Annotated in this window: 15 protein-coding genes; 8 read left to right on the forward strand and 7 right to left on the reverse strand. The window is 71.8% G+C overall.

Annotation, left to right across the window (positions count from 1 at the left end):
- Positions 1 to 2 precede the first annotated feature (2 nt).
- Positions 3 to 1,502, forward strand: a complete 1,500-nt coding sequence (mmsA, locus tag ACFVH0_RS17030; protein ID WP_385820897.1) for a CoA-acylating methylmalonate-semialdehyde dehydrogenase — start codon at positions 3 to 5, stop codon at positions 1,500 to 1,502.
- A gap of 65 nt (positions 1,503 to 1,567) precedes the next feature.
- Here the strand turns inward: mmsA and ACFVH0_RS17035 are convergent, their stop codons facing one another.
- Both ACFVH0_RS17035 and ACFVH0_RS17040 read right to left on the reverse strand, forming a co-directional pair.
- Entirely contained in the window at positions 1,568 to 1,990 is a 423-nt protein-coding gene (locus tag ACFVH0_RS17035; RefSeq protein ID WP_385820899.1) for a hypothetical protein, read from the reverse strand.
- A gap of 198 nt (positions 1,991 to 2,188) precedes the next feature.
- Positions 2,189 to 2,917, reverse strand: a complete 729-nt coding sequence (locus ACFVH0_RS17040) for a VC0807 family protein (RefSeq protein ID WP_385820901.1) — start codon at positions 2,915 to 2,917, stop codon at positions 2,189 to 2,191.
- 228 nt (positions 2,918 to 3,145) lie between these two features.
- On the opposite strand from ACFVH0_RS17040, the gene ACFVH0_RS17045 reads away from it, so the two are divergent.
- Positions 3,146 to 3,751, forward strand: coding sequence for a DUF4291 domain-containing protein (locus ACFVH0_RS17045; protein ID WP_385820903.1), 606 nt, complete (start codon positions 3,146 to 3,148; stop codon positions 3,749 to 3,751).
- A 61-nt stretch (positions 3,752 to 3,812) separates the two neighbouring features.
- Here ACFVH0_RS17045 and ACFVH0_RS17050 read toward each other — a convergent pair whose 3' ends face one another.
- Positions 3,813 to 4,961, reverse strand: a complete 1,149-nt coding sequence (locus ACFVH0_RS17050; RefSeq protein WP_385820905.1) for a DUF3103 family protein — start codon at positions 4,959 to 4,961, stop codon at positions 3,813 to 3,815.
- A 263-nt stretch (positions 4,962 to 5,224) separates the two neighbouring features.
- Between ACFVH0_RS17050 and ACFVH0_RS17055 the strand changes: the two genes are divergently transcribed.
- The 5 genes from ACFVH0_RS17055 to ACFVH0_RS17075 all read left to right on the forward strand — a co-directional run bounded on the left by ACFVH0_RS17055 (position 5,225) and on the right by ACFVH0_RS17075 (position 11,921).
- Positions 5,225 to 5,947 carry a DUF981 family protein gene (locus tag ACFVH0_RS17055; protein ID WP_385820907.1) on the forward strand — a complete coding sequence of 241 codons (723 nt, stop codon included), beginning with the start codon at positions 5,225 to 5,227 and terminating at the stop codon, positions 5,945 to 5,947.
- Positions 5,948 to 6,186: 239 nt separating this feature from the next.
- Positions 6,187 to 8,757, forward strand: coding sequence for an alpha/beta fold hydrolase (locus tag ACFVH0_RS17060; protein WP_385821104.1), 2,571 nt, complete (start codon positions 6,187 to 6,189; stop codon positions 8,755 to 8,757).
- Complete coding sequence (locus tag ACFVH0_RS17065) at positions 8,754 to 9,629, forward strand: ABC transporter permease (protein ID WP_385820909.1); 876 nt, start codon at positions 8,754 to 8,756, stop codon at positions 9,627 to 9,629. The genes ACFVH0_RS17060 and ACFVH0_RS17065 overlap by 4 nt, the downstream gene beginning before the upstream one ends.
- 184 nt (positions 9,630 to 9,813) lie before the next feature.
- Complete coding sequence (locus ACFVH0_RS17070; protein WP_385820911.1) at positions 9,814 to 11,412, forward strand: von Willebrand factor type A domain-containing protein; 1,599 nt, start codon at positions 9,814 to 9,816, stop codon at positions 11,410 to 11,412.
- Positions 11,413 to 11,453: 41 nt separating this feature from the next.
- Positions 11,454 to 11,921, forward strand: a complete 468-nt coding sequence (locus ACFVH0_RS17075) for a DUF1772 domain-containing protein (protein WP_385820913.1) — start codon at positions 11,454 to 11,456, stop codon at positions 11,919 to 11,921.
- Positions 11,922 to 11,999: 78 nt separating this feature from the next.
- On the opposite strand, the gene rhaS is transcribed toward ACFVH0_RS17075, so the two are convergent.
- Genes rhaS through ACFVH0_RS17095 form a run of 4 tightly spaced genes read right to left on the reverse strand, consistent with a single transcriptional unit; the run spans position 12,000 to position 16,747 of the window.
- Complete coding sequence (gene rhaS / locus ACFVH0_RS17080) at positions 12,000 to 13,085, reverse strand: rhamnose ABC transporter substrate-binding protein (RefSeq protein WP_385820915.1); 1,086 nt, start codon at positions 13,083 to 13,085, stop codon at positions 12,000 to 12,002.
- Positions 13,086 to 13,123: 38 nt separating this feature from the next.
- A complete protein-coding gene (locus ACFVH0_RS17085; protein ID WP_385820917.1) occupies positions 13,124 to 14,173 on the reverse strand; it encodes an ABC transporter permease in 1,050 nt (349 codons plus the stop codon).
- Entirely contained in the window at positions 14,157 to 15,212 is a 1,056-nt protein-coding gene (locus ACFVH0_RS17090) for an ABC transporter permease (protein WP_385820919.1), read from the reverse strand. The genes ACFVH0_RS17085 and ACFVH0_RS17090 overlap by 17 nt, the downstream gene beginning before the upstream one ends.
- On the reverse strand, positions 15,209 to 16,747 hold the full coding sequence (locus ACFVH0_RS17095) for a sugar ABC transporter ATP-binding protein (RefSeq protein ID WP_385820921.1): 1,539 nt from the start codon (positions 16,745 to 16,747) through the stop codon (positions 15,209 to 15,211). Before ACFVH0_RS17095 ends, ACFVH0_RS17090 begins: the two co-directional genes overlap by 4 nt.
- A gap of 335 nt (positions 16,748 to 17,082) precedes the next feature.
- Here ACFVH0_RS17095 and ACFVH0_RS17100 point away from each other — a divergent pair, with 335 nt between their 5' ends.
- Positions 17,083 to 18,594 carry an FG-GAP and VCBS repeat-containing protein gene (locus ACFVH0_RS17100; RefSeq protein WP_385820923.1) on the forward strand — a complete coding sequence of 504 codons (1,512 nt, stop codon included), beginning with the start codon at positions 17,083 to 17,085 and terminating at the stop codon, positions 18,592 to 18,594.
- Positions 18,595 to 18,769: the final 175 nt, after the last annotated feature.

Below are 18,769 nucleotides of genomic sequence, written 5' to 3' on the forward strand. Positions count from 1 at the left end.
TCATGAAGACCGTCAACCACTGGATCGGTGGCAAGACCGTCGAGGGCGCGTCGGGCAACTACGGCCCGGTCACCGACCCGGCCACCGGCGCCGTCACCACCCAGGTCGCGCTCGCCTCCCTCGAAGAGGTCGACGCCGCGGTCGCCGCCGCCAAGGACGCCTACGCCACCTGGGGCACGTCCTCGCTGGCCACCCGCACCGCGGTGCTGTTCCGCTACCGGGCGCTGCTCGACGCCCACCGCGACGAGATCGCCGCGCTGATCACCGCCGAGCACGGCAAGGTGCACTCGGACGCGCTCGGCGAGGTCGCCCGTGGTCTGGAGATCGTCGAGCTGGCCTGCGGCATCACCACCCAGCTCAAGGGCGAGCTGTCCACCCAGGTCTCCAGCCGGGTCGACGTCTCCTCGATCCGCCAGTCGCTCGGCGTCGTCGCCGGCATCACCCCGTTCAACTTCCCGGCCATGGTGCCGATGTGGATGTTCCCGCTCGCCATCGCCTGCGGCAACACCTTCGTCCTCAAGCCCAGCGAGAAGGACCCCTCGGCCGCGAACCTGCTGGCCGAGCTGGCCGCCGAGGCCGGTCTGCCGGACGGTGTGCTCAACGTCCTGCACGGTGACAAGGTCGCCGTCGACGGGCTGCTGAACCACCCGGACGTCGCCGCGGTCTCCTTCGTGGGCTCCACCCCGATCGCCCGCCACATCCACGCCACCGCTTCCGCCAACGGCAAGCGCGTCCAGGCGCTCGGCGGCGCGAAGAACCACATGCTGGTGCTGCCCGACGCGGACCTGGACGCCGCGGCCGACGCCGCCGTCTCCGCCGCGTACGGCTCCGCCGGTGAGCGCTGCATGGCCATCTCCGCGGTCGTCGCCGTCGGCTCCATCGCCGACGAGCTCGTCGCGAAGATCAAGGAGCGCGCCGAGAAGATCAAGATCGGCCCCGGCAACGACCCGGCGTCCGAGATGGGCCCGCTGATCACCGCCGCCCACCGCGACAAGGTCGCCTCCTACGTCACGGGCGCCGCCGCCCAGGGCGCCGACGTCGTCCTGGACGGCACCGGCTTCACCGTCGAGGGCTTCGAGGACGGCCACTGGATCGGCCTCTCCCTCCTCGACAACGTGTCCACCGACTCGGACGCGTACAAGGACGAGATCTTCGGCCCGGTCCTGTGCGTGCTGCGCACCGAGACGTACGAGGAGGGCGTCGCCCTCATGAACGCCTCGCCGTTCGGCAACGGCACCGCGATCTTCACCCGCGACGGCGGTGCCGCCCGCCGCTTCCAGCTGGAGATCGAGGCCGGCATGGTCGGCGTCAACGTGCCGATCCCGGTGCCGGTGGGCTACCACTCCTTCGGTGGCTGGAAGGACTCGCTCTTCGGCGACCACCACATCTACGGCAACGACGGCGTGCACTTCTACACCCGCGGCAAGGTCGTCACCACCCGCTGGCCGGACCCGGCCGACGCCCCGGCCGGTGTCGACCTGGGCTTCCCCCGCAACCACTGATCAGCGGCCCGGCCCGACGGCCCGTACGGACGCCCCCGCGTCCGTGCGGGCCGTCGCCGTACGGCTCACAGCCGCCGCAGACCCGCGTACTGCAACGCCCCCATCGCCGCCACCACCACGCCCTGGAAGACGATCCAGCCGTTGCCGGCACCGGTGGCGGTCAGCGCGTCCACGGCGACGGCCAGCACACCGGCGAGCGCCCACGCCGTGTTCAGGGCGATGACGACGGCGACCGCGCCGCGGCCGATGTCCTCCCGGCGGGCGACGGTCAGCAGCCACAGGGCGTACCCCGTGAGGAACACGCCCACCGGGTAGAGCACCGAGCGGTCCACGCCGAGGAACGAGTCCAGGACCGTGGCGAGCGCCAGATAGCCGATGCCGTTGGCGCCGGTGAGGACCACGTCGGCCAGCAGGGCGAACCGGAGCAGGCTGTCGGAACGGGCGGCGTCCGGCGCCGTGACCGTACCCGCGTCGTGGGACGACATCATGGGGTCTTCCTTCCGTTGTCGTGCGGTCGCGCGGGCGGCGGAAAGCCCCCGGCCGGCCCGTACGGGAACGGTAGGGACGGGCGGGGGGCCGCTCAATTACCTCCCAGGTAATCGCCGGAGCCCCGAAGAGACGCGGAAAGGGCCGGTGGGGGAGCCGTTCGCGGCTCTCCCACCGGTCCCTTCGCCGGGCCCGGACCGTCAGCGGGCGGTGTCCGCCGGCTTCCCGGCACCGACCGCCTCGGCGATCATCCGCTGCATCGGGACCGCGCCCACCCGGCCCGAGAGCAGGAACGCGAACACCATCGTCGCCACCATGACCACCGTGCCGAGCCACACCATCGTCTCCACCGGCAGCGTGTACGCGCCCACGGCCCGCACCACGCACTCGCCCAGCAGCGCCGCACCCCACACCGCCGAGAACCGGAGTTCCGCCCGCCGGAACGCCGCCGAGCGGGCCGAGAGCCGTTGCCAGGCGGCGTTCTTGGCCGCGTCACCCTTCACCAGCACGGGCCGCAGCCCAGCGGTCATCATCGGCTGCCCCTTCAGCGCGGTCACCAGGATCACCAGCCCGATGACGCTGCTCACCCCGCTGTCCTTGGCGAGCATCAGCCTCGGGTCGCCGACGATCAGGCTGGTCAGCAGGCTCACCGCGTTGACCGTCACGATCAGCGCGGCCAGCCCGTTGAGTACGCGCTTGCGCGCCACGCCCCACACGGTGCGCACGGCCGGCAGCACACTGCTCCAGGCCAGCGCGGCGAAGGTGCTCAGGCCCGCCGCCTTCAGCGCGTAGTACGAGGCGAGCGGCACCGCCACGTCCACCAGCAGCGGCACCATGCTGTCCAGCAGGGCATTGCGCGGCGCGTGCGCGGCGGTGGCGGCCGGAGCATCTGCGACCGGAGCGGTGACGGTGGCGGCCGGGCTGGTCATGAGGGGTTCCTCTCCCGCGTATCGGCGGTGCCTTCCCGGCCCCGCTCTCGATACGTACAGACTGGCCGTCGGGGCCCGCTGCCCGGCAGAGCCGCGTGTACCGGGCTCCGTATGACGAATGTCAGTCCCCGCGGGTGACAGCCCCGCCCGACGCCCGGCGGAATCCTGGACTCCGGTGCGCCGGTAAACCGTTCGCCGTGCCCGCCGGGCCGGTGTTCTGATGGGGACATGACCGCTTTGACCAGGCCGCAGTACGAGATCCGCGCCCAGCACACGGACACCACCGTCACCGTCTACCAGGCGTATTCCCCCCTCATCGGCGTCCCCGCCGTCCGTGACGGGCGCTTCCCCGAAGCCTGGAAGCGTGATCGCATGACATGGATCAAGCCGAGCTTCCTGTGGATGATGTACCGCTGCGGCTGGGGGCTGAAGGAGGGTCAGGAGACCGTGCTGGCCGTCGAGATCACCCGCGAGGGATTCGACTGGGCGCTGGAGAACGCCGAACTCTCGCACTACGTCAGCAGAGTTCACCCGGACCGCGCCACCTGGCAGCGGGACCTGCGCCGCGCCCCGGCCCGCGTCCAGTGGGATCCCGAGCGCGACCTGCGCCTGGACCGGCTGCCGTACCGCTCCCTCCAGCTCGGGCTCCGCGGCGAGGCGTCACGGCGGTACGCGGACGAGTGGACGGTGTCCATCCGCGACGTCACCCCGCTCGCGCGGCAGATCCATCAACTGGTGCGTGACGGACGGCTCGACGAGGCGGTGGCGCTCCTGCCCCACGAGTCGCCGTACCCGCCGGGCGGCGTCCCGCTCCCGGCGCGGGCGGCGGCCTGACCCCGGAGGCATGCGCGGCAGCGCGCTCCGCGCATGCTCCGGCGCGTCACGGCGCGGGTGGTCAGAGCTCCGGCACGTGGTACGGCGAGACGGTCATCCAGCCGTTGCCCGCGGCGCCGTTGCGCTGGCCGCTGCTGGTCCTGGCGAGGGTGTACCAGGAGTCGACGTAGTCCGGGTCGTCGGTCCACCAGTTGGTGGGGATGGCGTCGAGCAGCGCGTCGACCAGGGGGATGTACGCGCCCTGGTCGGTGATGGTGAGCAGGACCGCGGCGATGGCCTTGGCCAGAGCCTGGTAGTTGGTGTCCCCGTCGTCCTCCATCATGACCGCGTCGGCCATGTCGTACTTGTAGGAGGACCAGTTCACCAGGACCTGGCCCGGGTAGTAGGTCGTGTCCTCGTCGTTCAGATAGGGCATCTCGACGGTGTCGACGCGCGGTTTGCCGTCCTTGCCGAAGCCGGTGACGAGGGTGAAGATCTCGGCGTCGCCCTTGAAGAACGGTTCCTCGACGTCGCCGAGCCGCACCGAGTCGATCCGGGTGGTGTCGATGCCCGAGGCCGCGGACAGGCTGGTTCCGGCGGACGGTGCGGGGAGGCCGAGACCCTTGGCCTCCAGGGTCTTGTCGATGACCTTCAGCCCCTCGGCGACGGCCTTCGCGCCATCGATGTCGACGAGGTAGACCGGCCGGTCGGTGGCGCTGTCCAGGGGCAGTTCATGGGCCGCGCCCCGGCTGTCGTACGCGGTGAACGTCGCGGCGCCGTCGTCGTCGGACGGAGCGGCCGCCACCAGAGGGGCCGCGCCCGAGGCGAGCCGGTCCTTCATCGACGCGTCCGCCAGGCCGAGCCGCAGCAGTGAACCAGCGTCGCTGCCCAGGCCCTTGGCGGCGGCGACGCCCCGGTCGGCGGCGGTGATCCGGGCGGCGAGCTTCCGCCCGGCCGGGGCGGTGGCGTCGTCGGCCAGTGCGCCGAGGCCGACCGAGTCCGCGGCCAGGGCGGCTCTGCGGACCTCTCTGTTCCAGTCCGGATCGGCCAGGGACCGGGCGAGCGCGAGCGCGGTGGCGTCCTCGATTCCGGAGACCGAGGAGGCGGCGGCGGTGGCCGCCGTGGCCGTTCCGGACGGTGCTGCCAGCGCGGTGCCCTGGAGCGGGACCAGGGCGGTCGCGGCCAGGGCGACACCGATCAGTGCCGTGCGCAGCGGTGTGGAAGCAATCAAGGGGATCTCTCCTGCCGGGAGTCGGAGCACTGCGGGGGGCGTCGAAGCGACCACCGGCATCCGGTGAGTGGTGGAGGGGGCGATCGCATCGGTCTATGCGAGTAGAGCGTGACCGAGTGTCCATGACAAGACCGCATGGGTTTCGCCCGGACGTCGCCGATGCGTGACGGACGGCTCGAAGGGGCGGAGGCTCACGCACTCCCGCGACCCGGGTAAGTGAACAAATGCCGCATCAGTTACATATCACTCGATACGCTCCGGGGATGATTCACCATGTCATCCCTCTGGCGGCATCCGGCCTGAAGATCGACTGGGCAAGGATGCCGACGTACAACACGATCATGTCGGTGGCCGCCGGCGCGGGGCTGCTGCTCGTGGTGGCGCTGGGCCGCCAACTCCTCACGCCCGGACGCGCCGTCAACCCCGAAGGCTGGGTCCTCGCGTTCGGGGCCCTCGGCTTCACCCTGGTGACCACGGGCCTCCATATGACCCTGACCTGGCCGCTCGCCGGACAGGGCTTCCCCTTCGACAACATCATCTTCGGTGAACCCGCGCTCGCCTTCGGAGTGTTCCTCTTCGCCGCGTCCTTCTACCTCTGGAGACGCGGAGCCGAACTCAACAGCGCGGACCGCATCGACCGGTCGGCCCGTGTCGCCATGCCCATCTCCGTCTTCGTGTTCGGGATCGGGCTCGCCTGCTTCGGAATCGCCGCCGCGGGCTGGAAGTACACCCTCTTCGCCGCACCGCCCGAGGAACCCATCTCCGGGGAGTTCGCCCGGTGGCCGATCCTGGAGGCGAGCTTCATGTCCGGGCTGTACGTCCTGGTGGGCATCGGCGCGCTGCTGTTCCCGTTCGTGCTGCGGCGGCCGTCGAGCCGGCTGGCCCCGGTGACCGGCGTCGTCTGGGCACTGGCCGGCCTGGCGTTCCTGCTCTTCGGCGGGCTCAACTACTTCACCCACATCGGCCTCATCGTCAACACCATGTGAGCCACCCGGCATCCGGCGGGCCTCCGCACGCGAACGGCCCGGCATACCGCGCCTGGAGTACGGCGGGGAACGCCGTACGCCGCAAGGAGGCCGGAGACCTCCCCCCGGTGGACGGCCGCACACCGCGGCGGCCCGCTTAGGGTCGCACCATGGAGACTTCCGAAGCGAGCAGGTCCAGGTGGCGGCTGCCGCTGCCCCGCAGACGCGGCCGGTGGGTCGCGGGCCTCGCGGCGCTCGCCCTGCTGGCCGGCGCCGGCACCTGGAACGCCGCGGCCGACGGCGGCGGGCCCGCCGTGCACCGCCAGGACCGGATGATGAAGGCCGACGGGGTGTCCATCGACACCTCGTACTTCACCGCCGGCTCCACCGGGCGCCGGCCCGCCGTGCTGATCGGTCACGGCTTCGGCGGCAGCAAGGACGATGTGCGGGCGCAGGCCGAGCAGTTGGCCCGCTCCGGGTACGCCGTGCTGACCTGGTCCGCCCGCGGGTTCGGGAAGTCGGGCGGGGACATCGCGCTCAACGCCCCCGACCGGGAGGTCGCGGACGTGTCCCGGCTGATCGACTGGCTCGCGGACCGGCCCGAGGTGGAACTCGACGCGAAGGGCGACCCCCGCGTAGGGGTCACCGGCGCCTCCTACGGCGGAGCCGTATCCCTGCTCGCCGCCGGGTACGACAAGCGGGTCGACGCCATCGCCCCGCAGATCACCTACTGGAACCTCGCCGACGCGCTGTTCCCGGGCGGGGTCTTCAAGAAGCTCTGGGCCGGGATCTTCGTCACCACCGGCGGCGGCTGCCAGAAGTTCGAGAAGCGGCTCTGCGAGATGTACGAACGCGTCGCCGTCAGCGGAAAACCCGACGCGGCCGCGCGCGCCCTGCTCACCGAGCGTTCGCCGAGCGCCGTCGCCGACCGGATCAAGGTGCCCGCGCTCATCGTGCAGGGCCAGTCCGACTCCCTCTTCCCGCTCGGCCAGGCCGACGCCATGGCCGAGGCCATCAGCGGCAACGGCGCACCGGTCGCCGTCGACTGGATCGCCGGCGGACACGACGGCGGCGACCCGGAGACCGGCCGGGTCCAGCAGCGGATCGGCAACTGGTTCGACCGCTACCTGAAGGACGACAAGGGCGCCGGCACCGGTCCCGGCTTCCGCGTCACCCGCACCGGAGGCATCGACTCCACCGACGGGGCCGCCCTCACCCGGGGGGCGACCAGCGCCACCTACCCGGGGCTGAACAGCGGCGCGCGCAGCGTCGGCCTGGGCGGGCGCACGAAGACGTTCCGCAACCCCGCCGGGGCCAATCCGCCCGCCATCTCCGCCGTTCCCGGAGTCGGCGGCGGCCTCGCCCAGCTGTCCTCCCTCGGCGTCGGCCTCTCGATCGACTTCCCCGGCCAGTACGCCCGCTTCGACTCCGCCCCGCTGGACGAGCCGCTGAGCGTCACCGGCTCGCCGACCGTCCAGGTCGGCGTCAAGGCCGAGCACGGCGACGCGGTGCTGTTCGGCAAGGTGTACGACGTGTCGCCGGACGGCAAGCAGCAGGTGCTGCCCGCACAGCTCGTCGCCCCCTTCCGGATCACCCCGGACCAGCAGGCCGGACCGGTCCGGCTGACCCTCCCCGCCATCGACCACCGGTTCGACGCCGGACACCGGCTCCGGCTCGTCCTCTCCGCCACCGACCTCGGCTACGCCTCACCGGCCGAGCCGACGACGTACACCGTCACCCCCGCGGGACCGCTGAGCCTGCCCACGGCACCCGCCCTGAAGACCGCCGCGGCCGGCCTGCCCCGGTGGACCTGGGCACTCCCGGCCGCCGCCGCGGTGATCGCCGCCCTGTTGCTGCTCACCGCCCGCCGCCGCACCGCGACGCCCGCACCCGATCCGGCCCTGGCCGACGTACCGCTCCGGATCACCGGCCTGTCGAAGAAGTACGCCCGCTCCGCCGACCGGTACGCCGTGCGGGAGCTGTCCTTCCGGGTCGAGAAGGGCCAGGTGCTCGGTCTCCTCGGGCCCAACGGCGCGGGCAAGACCACGACCCTGCGGATGCTGATGGGGCTCATCACCCCCGACGACGGCGAGATCCGGGTCTTCGGCCAGGCCATTCGGCCGGGGGCGCCCGTGCTGTCCCGGGTCGGCTCGTTCGTCGAGGGCGCCGGCTTCCTGCCGCACCTGTCCGGGCGCGCCAACCTGGAGCTGTACTGGCAGGCCACCGGGCGCCCCGCCGAGGACGCGCACCTGGAGGAGGCACTGGAGATCGCCGGGCTCGGCGACGCCCTGGCCCGCGCCGTCCGCACCTACTCGCAGGGCATGCGGCAGCGGCTCGCCATCGCCCAGGCCATGCTCGGCATGCCGGACCTGCTGATCCTCGACGAACCGACCAACGGACTCGACCCGCCCCAGATCCGCGAGATGCGTGACGTGATGATCCGCTACGCGGCCGGGGGCCGGACCGTCATCGTCTCCAGCCATCTGCTCTCCGAGGTCGAACAGTCCTGCACCCACCTCGTGGTCATGGACCGCGGCCGGCTCGTCCAGGCGGGCCCGGTCGCCGAGATCACCGGCTCCGGGGACATGCTGCTCGTCACCACCGCGCGGGAGGTCCCCGAACCGCTGGTGGAGAAGATCGCCGCGCTCGCGGGGATCGGCTCGGCGGTCCGCACCGACGACGGACTCGGAGTGCTGGTACGGCTCGACGGCGCCACCGCGTCCGGGCTGATCACCGAACTGGTCAGGCTGGACGTGCCGTTGACCGGTGTCGGACCGCACCGCCGCCTGGAGGACGCGTTCCTCACCCTGATCTCCGGAGGCTCCGCATGAGTGCCGCAGTCGATCTCACCGGGGGCGCCGAGGCTCCCGGCTACCGGGCCCGGCACACCCTGCCGCTGCGCGTCGAGGCGATGCGCCAGCTGCGCAGGCGCCGCACCCTGCTCATGGGCGGGGTGCTGGCCGCGCTGCCGTTCGTCCTGATCGCCGCGTTCGCGATCGGCGGCACCCCGGACTCGCGGGGCGGCGGCGACCGGATCACCCTGATGGACACCGCGACCGCGTCCGCCGCTAACTTCGCCGCGACCTGCCTGTTCGTCTCCGCCGGATTCCTGCTCGTCATCCCGGTCGCGCTGTTCTGCGGGGACACCGTCGCCTCCGAGGCCGGCTGGTCGTCGCTGCGCTATCTGCTGGCGGCGCCGGTGCCACGGGCCAGGCTGCTGTGGAGCAAGCTCGTCGTGGCGCTCGGCTTCAGTCTGGCCGCGATGGTGCTGCTGCCGCTCGTCGCACTGGCCGCGGGAGCCGCCGCGTACGGCTGGGGGCCGCTCGAACTGCCCACCGGGGGCGCGCTCGCCGCCCCGGCGACCGTCCCCCGGCTCGCGCTCGTCGTCGCGTTCGTCTTCGTGTCCCAACTGGTCACCGCCGGACTGGCGTTCTGGCTGTCCACGAAGACCGACGCACCGCTCGGCGCGGTCGGCGGCGCGGTCGGGCTGACCATCGTCGGCAATGTGCTGGACGCCGTCACCGCGCTGGGTTCCTGGCGCGAATTCCTGCCCGCACACTGGCAGTTCGCCTGGGCGGACGCCCTCCAGCCGGACCTGGAATGGGGCGGCATGGCCAAGGGGGCGGCGATCTCGGTGACCTATGCCCTGATCCTGTTCGCGCTCGCCTTCCGGGGCTTCGGCCGCAAGGACATCGTGTCCTGACCCGGGGTCTGCCGTTCGGACCGGGCCGGGTCCGGCCCGATCGAGCGGGAGACCCCGGCGCTCCGCCGGATTCCCGGCCTTCGTTGCCGCATCGAGACGGATCCGCAACGTCTTCGTCTGCTCCCCGGCGCCGCCCCGCACGTCACATTCACAAGTGCTGGCACGACGACGTTGGGGGCAGGCGATGGAACGCCGGACGGACAAACACACAGGGCGGCACGTACGGACATGGCGGGGAGCGCTCGGGGTGCTGCTGGCGGGCGGGGTGCTGCTCACCGGGTGCTCGGGTACGTCGAGCGGCACCAAGGCGGCCACCGACAGCAGGGGCGGCGCACGTCCGGGCCCCGGGCCCGCCGCCTCGGCCGGCGCCGCCGAGAGCGACAGCGCCGGGAAGCAGGACGGGCTGCGGGAGTCCGCACCCCCCGACTACCTGTCGACCTTCGCCCTGGACGTCGACACCGCCTCGTACGGCTACGCCCGCCGCACCCTCGCCGACGGCGGGCTGCCGGAGCCGTCGACCGTACGGCCCGAGGAGTTCGTCAACAGCTTCCGCCAGGGCTACCGGCGCCCGGACGGCAACGGTTTCACCGTGAACGTCGACGGGGCCCGCGCCGGGGACAAGGGCGAGGACTGGTCGCTGGTGCGGGTGGGGCTGGCCACCCGGGCCGCCCCCGCCCGTGACGAACGCCCGCCCGCCGCGCTCACCTTCGTCGTCGACATCTCCGGCTCGATGGCCGAGGCGGGCCGCCTCGACCTGGTGAAGAAGTCCCTGGACATCCTCACCGACGAGCTCCGCGACGACGACTCCGTCTCCCTGGTCACCTTCAGCGACGAGGCGAAGACCCTGCTGCCGATGACCCGGCTGCGGGACCACCGGGGCAGGATCCGCGACCGGGTCGACTCCATGGAACCCACCGACTCCACCAATGTGGAGGCCGGTATCCGCCGCGGGTACGACGAGGCGGTCGACGGTCACGTCGAGGGCGCCAACAACCGGGTCGTGCTGCTCTCCGACGCCCTCGCCAACACCGGCGAGACCGACGCCGCGGCCATCCTGGAACGCATCGGCTCCGCCCGCCGCGACCACGGCATCACCCTCTTCGGGGTCGGCGTCGGCAGCGACTACGGCGACGCGTTCATGGAGCAGCTCACCAACAAGGGCGACGGCCACACCACCTACATCGCCGACGAGGAGCAGGCCCGGAAGGTCTTCGTCGACCAGCTGCCCGCCCACCTCGAACTGACGGCGCGCGACGCCAAGGCGCAGGTCGCCTTCGACCCGAAGACCGTCAAGCAGTTCAAACTCATCGGGTACGAGGACCGCAAGGTCGCCGACGAGGACTTCCGTGACGACCGCGTCGACGGCGGCGAGGTCGGCCCCGGCCACACGGTGACCGCGCTCTACGCCGTACGCCTCAGGGCAGGAGCCTCGGGGCACGTGGCGACGGCCACCGTGCGCTGGCTGGACCCCAGGACCCGGGCACCGCACGAGGAGAAGGGCACGGTCGCGACGGGCGCGATCGACGGACCGCTGTGGGGCGGCGACAGCAAGCGCCTCCAAGTGACCGCGGTCGCCGCCTACTTCGCCGGGTCACTGCGCGGCGAACAGCTGCCCGGAACACCCGGACTCGGTGAACTCGCCTCGCGTGCGGGCAAGCTGGCGTCCGCCACCGAGGACGAGTCCGTACGGAAGCTGGCGACCGCGATCGGGCAGGCCGACCGGCTCAAGGGCGGCTCGGGCGACGGCGGTTCCGGGGGAGCGCCGGAGGGCGAACTGGACTGAACGGGGAACAGGGGGTATCCGCCGACGACATGATGTCCCTCATGCCGTCCTCCCTGTCCTCCCTGTTCCTGGCGCTCGCCGTGATCACGACGGGCCTCTACGCCGGATTCATGCTGACGTTCCGGATCGCGGTCATGCCCGGCATCGCGGCACTGCCCGACGAGCGGTTCACCGACGCCATGCGCCGCTTCAACGAGAAGGTGCCGGGGCCGGCCTTCCTGGTCCTCTTCCTCGGTGTGATCGCCCTTCCGGCCGTCGTGGCGTTCGGCGGCGACGGCGGCACGGACCGGGTGCTCGCCGTCGCGGCACTGGTCTGCGCGATCGCCGGGCACCTGATCACGATCGCCGGCAACATCCCGCTGAACAAGGCGCTCGCGGAGTCCGAGGGCGGCGACGACAGCGCCGCCCGCGCGGCCTTCGAGGCCCCCTGGAACAGGCTCCACCTGGTCCGGACGGTGCTCTCCCTCGCCGCGTTCGTCCTGCTGGCGGTGGTCGGGACGGATCTCTGAGCCGGGCAGCGGTCCCGCTCACGCGAGGTGGAGGACCTCGGTGAGCGGGACCATCGCCGCGTCGGATTCCGTGTCCGGTCAGAAGTCGAACTTGTCGATGTTCCTGCGGTCGAAGACGGTCGGCTCGCCGAGGATGACCTCGCCGTCCTTGCCGACCGTGTACTCGCCGAGTTCGCCCGCCTTGAACTTCTCCCCCTGCGCACCGGTGATCTGCCCCGAGGCCAGCGCGGCGGCGGCGTACGAACCGAGGTGGCCCAGCTTCTCCGGGTTCCACAGCGAGAACTGCTCGACGGTGCCGTCCTTGACGTACTTGCGCATCTGGTTCGGTGTGCCCAGACCGTTCAGTACGACCTTGCCCTTGTACGAGGAGTCGCTCAGGTAGCGGGCGGCGGCGGCGATGCCGACGGTGGTGGGCGAGATGATGCCCTTCAGGTCCGGGTACGCCTGCATCAGGCCCTGCGTCTGCTGGAACGACTTCTGGTCGGCGTCGTCCCCGTACGCCACCTTCACCAGCTTCATGCCCTTGTACTTCGGCAGCTTCAACTCGTCCTGCATGAAGCCGATCCAGGTGTTCTGGTTGGTGGCGTTCTGGGTGGCCGAGAGGATCGCGATCTTCCCCTTGTGGCCGATCTGCTCGCCGAGGTGCTGGACCAGGCTGCGGCCGATCTGCTCGGAGCTCGCCTGGTTGATGAAGAGCTGGCGGCAGTCCTTCGCGGTGTCGGAGTCGTACGCGACGACCTTGATGCCCTTCTTCATGGCCTGCTTCAGCGGGCCGCACACCGCGTTGGGGTCGTTGGCCGCGACCAGGATCGCGTCCTGGCGCTGCTGGATCAGCGTGTTGATGTAGCTGACCTGCGAGGAGGCGCCGGCGTCGGAGGGGCCGACCTCCTTGCCCGTGCCGCCGTACTCCAGGGCCGCCGCGATGCCCGCGTCGTCCACGATCTTCTCGTACGGGTTGTTGATCTGCTTGGGCAGGAAGGCAAGCTTCAGGCCCTTCTTCAGCGGCGCGTCCGGATCGGCCTTCGCCGTGGCCCCGGACTCCGCGGAGTCCTTGCCCACGCTGTCCTTCGTGGTGCCGGAACAGGCGGCCAGGGCGAGGGCGAGAGACACGGCGGCCGCGGCGGTCGCGACGGCGCGGCGCCCGGCGGTGCTGCGGAGCATCATGGCGGCGATCTGCCTTTCGACGAGGTACGGGGGAGTGCTCAGGACGGGGTGTCGGCGGCGCGCCGGTGCCGTCGTTCGACGACGGTGGCGATCACCCGGGGGGTGAGTACGGACGCCACGAGCAGCAGGCCGGTCACGATCACCTGCACCTCGTTGGCGATGTCGTTGAGCGTCAGGAGGTTCTTCAGCACCCCGATCAGCAGCACCCCGGCGACCGCGCCGAAGAGGGTGCCCTTCCCGCCGTCGAAGTCGATCCCGCCGAGCAGCACGGAGGCGATCACGAGCATCTCGAAGCCGAGGCCGTTGTCGGCGCGGGCACTGCCGTACCGCAGCGTGAACAGGACACCGGTGAACGAGGCGAACAGCCCCGTGACGACGAACAGCAGCAGCTTGATCCGCTTGACCCGGATGCCCGCGAAGTACGCCGCCTCCTCCTGGGAGCCGATGGCGAACAGCGAACGGCCGAAACCGGTGGCGTGCAGCACGACCGCGGTGATCACCGCGAGAACGGCGAAGAGCAGGACCGGGTACGTGAGGAAGGTGCCGGGCACCGTGGTCGTGTCGACGGTCCACCGCGCGTACGTGCCGGGGAAGCCGGTCACCGCGTCGCTGCCCAGCACCACCGAGGCCAGGCCCCGGTACAGGGCCAGGGTGCCGATGGTGACGGCCAGCGACGGCAGCCCCACCCGGGTGACCAGCCAGCCGTTGAGCAGCCCGCCCGCCACACCGGCCAGCAGCACCACCGGCACGATCGCCTCGAAGGCCCAGCCGGCGTTCCACAGCGCACCGGTCAGCGCACTGCCCAGGCCCAGCATCGAGGCGACCGACAGATCGACCTGACCGGCGACGACGAGCAGCGTCATCGGCAGCGCGATGATGGCGACCTCGACGATGTCGTTGAACGCGAAGGCGAGATTCCCGCCGGAGCCGAAACCGTCCGTGGAACCGAGGCCCACGACGAGGACCGCCACCAGGAGCACCCCGACCGCGGTGTCCCAGCGCAGCGCCAGGCTCCGTACCCGGCCGGCCCGGTCCTTCCCGGTCCGCGCGGCGTCCGCCGCCTCCCGCGTCTCAGCCGCCGTTCCCATGCCGGGCACTCCTCTTCCTCAGTGCGGCGGTCATCCGCAGGTTCACGATCCGGTCGACACTGATGGCGAGCAGCAGCAGCGCACCGGTGATGGCGCCCTGCCAGAAGGAGTCGACCTTCAGCACGACCAGGACGCTGCCGATGGTGGTGAGCAGCAGGGCGCCCAGCGCCGCGCCCCAGACCGTCCCCGTACCGCCGGTGATGGCGACGCCCCCGACGACCACGGCGCTGACCACGGTCAGTTCCCAGCCGTGCGCGTTGTCCGCGACGACCGTGCCGAAGCGGGCCAGCCACAGGGCCCCGGCGAATCCGGCGACGGCCCCGGAGAAGACGTACGCGGCCAGGATCCGGCGGCGGATCGGGATCCCGGCGAGCAGGGCGGCCTCGGGGCTCGAACCGATCGCGTACAGCTCCCGGCCCGAGCGGTGGCAGCGCAGGAAGTACGCGGTCGCGGCGAGCAGCAGCAGGGCGATCAGCGGCAGGCAGGGCACCCCGAGAACGCTGCCGCTGCCGAGTCCCAGGACCGGGTCCGGCACCTCGGCGGCGCTGATCTGGTCGCCCTGTGCCCACCAGTAGTCGACGCCCTGGATGATGTAGAGCATGCCCAGCGTCACGACGAGCGCCGGGACCTTGCCGAAGCTGACCAGGGCGCCGGAGACGAGCCCGCAGACCACCCCGACGGCGGCGCCGAGCAGCATCACGGCGAGCACCCCGTGGTCCGTCCCGGCGACGAACCTGCCGCAGGCGAAGGCGGAGAGACCGACGACGGACCCGACCGACAGATCGATGTTGCGGGTGATGACGACGGCCGACTGGCCGACCGCGAGCAGCACCAGGATCGACGCGTTGAGCAGCAGGTCCTTGATGCCCTGGCCGGACAGGAACCGCGGGTTGGCGACGGAGGTGGCGAGGACCAGCAGGAGGAGCGCCCCGGCGATGGAGACCTCCCGGGCCCGGAACACGGCGTCCACGAGCGCGGAGGCGCTGCGGGCCGGGGCTCCGGCGCCGATGTCCGGCGGCCCTTCGACGGTGGTGGTCATGGAGCCGCCCTTCCGGCCAGTCCGGTCGCCGCGGCCATGACGGTCTCCTCGGTGGCACTGCGGCGCGGGAGTTCGGCGACGAGCCGGCCCTCGTGCATGACCAGCACCCGGTCGGCCATCCCGATCACCTCGGGCAGATCGGAGGAGATCATCAGCACCGCGAGTCCGTCCGCCGCCGATGAGGAGAGCAGCCGGTGGACCTCGGCCTTGGTGCCGACGTCGATGCCACGGGTCGGCTCGTCGACGATGAGCACGGACGGTTCGGTCGCCAGCCACTTGGCGAGCACGACCTTCTGCTGGTTGCCGCCGGACAGCACGCCGACGGCGTCGCCGAGCCGGTTGTACTTGAGCCGGAGGCGCACCGCCCAGTCGGCGGCCCGGTCGTGCTCCAGGGCGCGGCGGACCAGCCCGCGTCTGCGGATGTCGCCGAGGCCGGTGAGGCCGATGTTGCGCTCGATGGACATCGCCATGACGAGCCCGCGCTGACGGCGGTCCTCCGGTACGAGCGCCAGCCCGGCGGCCATCGCGGCGGTCGGCGACCCGGGGCGCAGCACGGTGCCGTTCACCCGTACCTCCCCGGCGTCCGCGCGGTCGACGCCGAAGACCGCCTGGGCGACCTCGGTCCGGCCGGCGCCGACGAGCCCGGCGAGCGCGACGATCTCCCCGCGCCGGACCTCGAACGACACATCGCGGAAGACGCCCTCACGGGTCAACCGGCTCACGGACAGGGCGACTTCGCCGACCGTCGCCCGCTGCTTCGGGTAGAGCCCGTCCAGCTCGCGGCCGATCATCCGGCGCACCAGGTCGTCGTCGGTCAGCCCGGCCAGCGGTTCGCAGGAGATCAGGCGGCCGTCGCGCAGCGTCGTGACCCGCCCGCACAGCTCGAAGATCTCGTCGAGCCGGTGCGAGATGAACAGCACGGCCGCGCCCTCGTCGCGCAGCGTCCGCACCACGGAGAAGAGCCGGGCCGTCTCACCGCCGGTGAGCGCGGCCGTCGGCTCGTCCATGATCAGGACCCGGGCGTCGAAGGAGAGCGCCTTGGCGATCTCGACGATCTGCTGGTCCGCGATGGAGAGCCCGCGGGCCGGCCGCTCGGGCGCCAGGTCCACGCCGAGCCGGCGCATCAGCCCCGCGGTGGCCCCGTGCACGGCACGGCGGTCGATCCGGCCGAGGCCGCGCCGGGGCTGACGGCCCATGAAGATGTTTTCGGCGACGGACAGATCGGGAAAGAGATTCGGCTCCTGGTAGATGACGGCGATCCCGGCGTCCCGGGCATCGGCGGGCCCGTGGAAGACGACCGGCCGGCCGTCGAGCAGCACCTGCCCGCCGTCCGGCCGGTGCACCCCGGCGAGCGTCTTGATGAGGGTGGACTTCCCCGCGCCGTTCTCCCCGGCGAGCGCGTGGACCTCGCCGGGGCGCAGGGACAGCGAAACACCGTGCAGGGCGCGTACGGCGCCGAAGGACTTGCTCACGTCTTTCAGTGCCAGGACCGGGCCGGCGGGAGCCGGGGCCGGGCCCTTGGCGGGCTGGTTCATGAGGGCTCCTCAGCGGAGGCACGCACCGGTGGGACGCGGTGCCCCACACACCGTGAAAGGATTCAATGAGGTAGCTGGGAAGCTAGACGGGGAGTGCGGGCACAGTCAACGGTGCGGTGCCGCATCCCTGTTCCGCACCCACCGGTCCGGGGCCCGCAGTCCCCGGCTGCCACCGCCCGCGCGAGTGGAGGAGCTGTGACGGTTGCCGTGTGAACGCAACCGACACGCGCCCCAGCCGGTCTGACTCTGCACAGCAACGGTGCCGTACCGGCACAGCGAACTGTCGATGAACTTCCGCTTGCACAAACCTCCCGCACCCGAACGAAGGAGTCCACGTGGCATCCCGTGCCCTAGGAACCACCGTGGTCCTCGCCATCACCGTGGCGACCGCCGTGACCACCTTCCCCACCGCCCAGGCAGCGACGCCCGACCGCGCCCCGACCACGGTCTCGGCGTCCGCGAACGGGGCGGTGCCCGCACCGGCCCCGCGCCGCGACGACTTCAACGGGGACGGCTACCCGGACCTCGCGTTCACCGCGCCGGGTGCCACGGTCGACGGCAGGACCAAGGCCGGATACGTGGGTGTGGTGTACGGCTCCAAGAACGGACCGCAGACCTCCACCAAGCAGGTCTTCACCCAGAACTCGCCCGGCATACCGGACTCCGCCGAGGCCGGCGACGGGTTCGGCGGCTCGATGGTCTCCGCCGACCTCGACAAGGACGGCTACAGCGACCTCGTGGTCGGTGCGAGCAACGAGAAGATCGGCACGGCCGGGTCCGCCGGTACGCTCACCGTGATCTGGGGCGGCGCACAGGGCCTGTCCGGCGGCGCGACCCTCCTGAACGGCGACGAACCGTACGACGAGGTCGGCGCCCTGACAGCGGCCGGTGACTTCGACGGCGACGGCGCCATGGACATCGCCACCGTCGGTATGCACAACACCTATGTCCTGTCGGGCCCGTTCAAGCGCGACGGCAGCACCGCGGCCCCCGCCCGGGAGATCCGCGACATGGACGACCTGCGCTACATGGACGTCACCGCGGGCGACTTCGACGGCGACGGCCGCGACGACCTGGCCGGTGTCGTCCACGACGGCGACGAGTACGACGCCCGCCGCATCCTCGTCCGCGACGGCGGCGCCACCGGCCTCGCCGAGGACTACACCGTCGTCGACAAGGCCGACGGCGACCGCCTCCAGGCCGGCGAGACCATCACGGCCGGCCAGGTCGACGGCGACAAGTACGCCGACCTCGTCGTGGGCCGCCCGGTCGACGGCTACGACAGCGACCTCGGCCTCCCGCTCGCCAAGGGCGGCATGATCACCTACGTGCCGGGCGGCGCGAACGGCCCGCGGGGCGACCGGGCCAAGGTCTTCAACCAGGACAGCGCCGGTGTCCCGGGCGCCGCCGAGAAGGGCGACGGTTTCGGGGCCTCGGTGTCGATCGGTGACGTGAACGGCGACGGCTACGGTGACATCGCCGTCGGCGTCCCCTACGAGGACCTCGGCACGACGAAGGACGCGGGCTCCGTCCTGGTCCTCCCCGGCACCGCGTCCGGCCCGACCGGGACCGGCACCTTCGGCTTCAACCAGGACACGGCGGACGTGCCCGGAGCCGCCGAGGCGAAGGACCGGTTCGGCGGCGCCGCCAAGCTGGTCGACGCCAACCGTGACGGCCGCAGCGAACTGGCCGTCGGCGCCCCCGGCGAGAACACCGACGCCGGCTCCCTGTGGATCTTCCCGACCACGGCGGCCGGCCCGACGGCCAAGGGCTCGTTCACCTTCGGCCACGGAACGCTCGGCACCGTGGGCACGAACGCGACGCTGGGATCGTCCTTCAACCGCTGACCCCGCGAACCCGCCCCGGGGGTATGGCAGGCCCCACCCCCGGGAGTCGGGCAGCACGGATGTACCGGCCCGGGGACGCCTTCTACGGTGAGGCCATGAGCCTCAGGGTCTTTCGTTCGGATCGGGCCGGGTCGGGGAGCGGGGGCCGGTGTCGTGCATCGCAGGGCAAAGGAGG

Origin of the sequence: Streptomyces sp. NPDC127117, assembly GCF_042677325.1 — a bacterium.
Taxonomy (GTDB): Bacteria; Actinomycetota; Actinomycetes; order Streptomycetales; family Streptomycetaceae; genus Streptomyces.

What these genes read in the sequence shown, in the direction of transcription:
- rhaS (WP_385820915.1), bottom strand. Translation starts at nt 13,085, where the DNA reads ATGATGCTCCGCAGCACCGCCGGGCGCCGCGCCGTCGCGACCGCCGCG.
- ACFVH0_RS17070 (WP_385820911.1), top strand. Translation starts at nt 9,814, where the DNA reads ATGGAACGCCGGACGGACAAACACACAGGGCGGCACGTACGGACATGG.
- mmsA (WP_385820897.1), top strand. Translation starts at nt 3, where the DNA reads ATGAAGACCGTCAACCACTGGATCGGTGGCAAGACCGTCGAGGGCGCG.
- ACFVH0_RS17095 (WP_385820921.1), bottom strand. Translation starts at nt 16,747, where the DNA reads ATGAACCAGCCCGCCAAGGGCCCGGCCCCGGCTCCCGCCGGCCCGGTC.
- ACFVH0_RS17065 (WP_385820909.1), top strand. Translation starts at nt 8,754, where the DNA reads ATGAGTGCCGCAGTCGATCTCACCGGGGGCGCCGAGGCTCCCGGCTAC.
- ACFVH0_RS17075 (WP_385820913.1), top strand. Translation starts at nt 11,454, where the DNA reads ATGCCGTCCTCCCTGTCCTCCCTGTTCCTGGCGCTCGCCGTGATCACG.
- ACFVH0_RS17035 (WP_385820899.1), bottom strand. Translation starts at nt 1,990, where the DNA reads ATGATGTCGTCCCACGACGCGGGTACGGTCACGGCGCCGGACGCCGCC.
- ACFVH0_RS17040 (WP_385820901.1), bottom strand. Translation starts at nt 2,917, where the DNA reads ATGACCAGCCCGGCCGCCACCGTCACCGCTCCGGTCGCAGATGCTCCG.
- ACFVH0_RS17055 (WP_385820907.1), top strand. Translation starts at nt 5,225, where the DNA reads ATGATTCACCATGTCATCCCTCTGGCGGCATCCGGCCTGAAGATCGAC.
- ACFVH0_RS17090 (WP_385820919.1), bottom strand. Translation starts at nt 15,212, where the DNA reads ATGACCACCACCGTCGAAGGGCCGCCGGACATCGGCGCCGGAGCCCCG.
- ACFVH0_RS17045 (WP_385820903.1), top strand. Translation starts at nt 3,146, where the DNA reads ATGACCGCTTTGACCAGGCCGCAGTACGAGATCCGCGCCCAGCACACG.
- ACFVH0_RS17085 (WP_385820917.1), bottom strand. Translation starts at nt 14,173, where the DNA reads ATGGGAACGGCGGCTGAGACGCGGGAGGCGGCGGACGCCGCGCGGACC.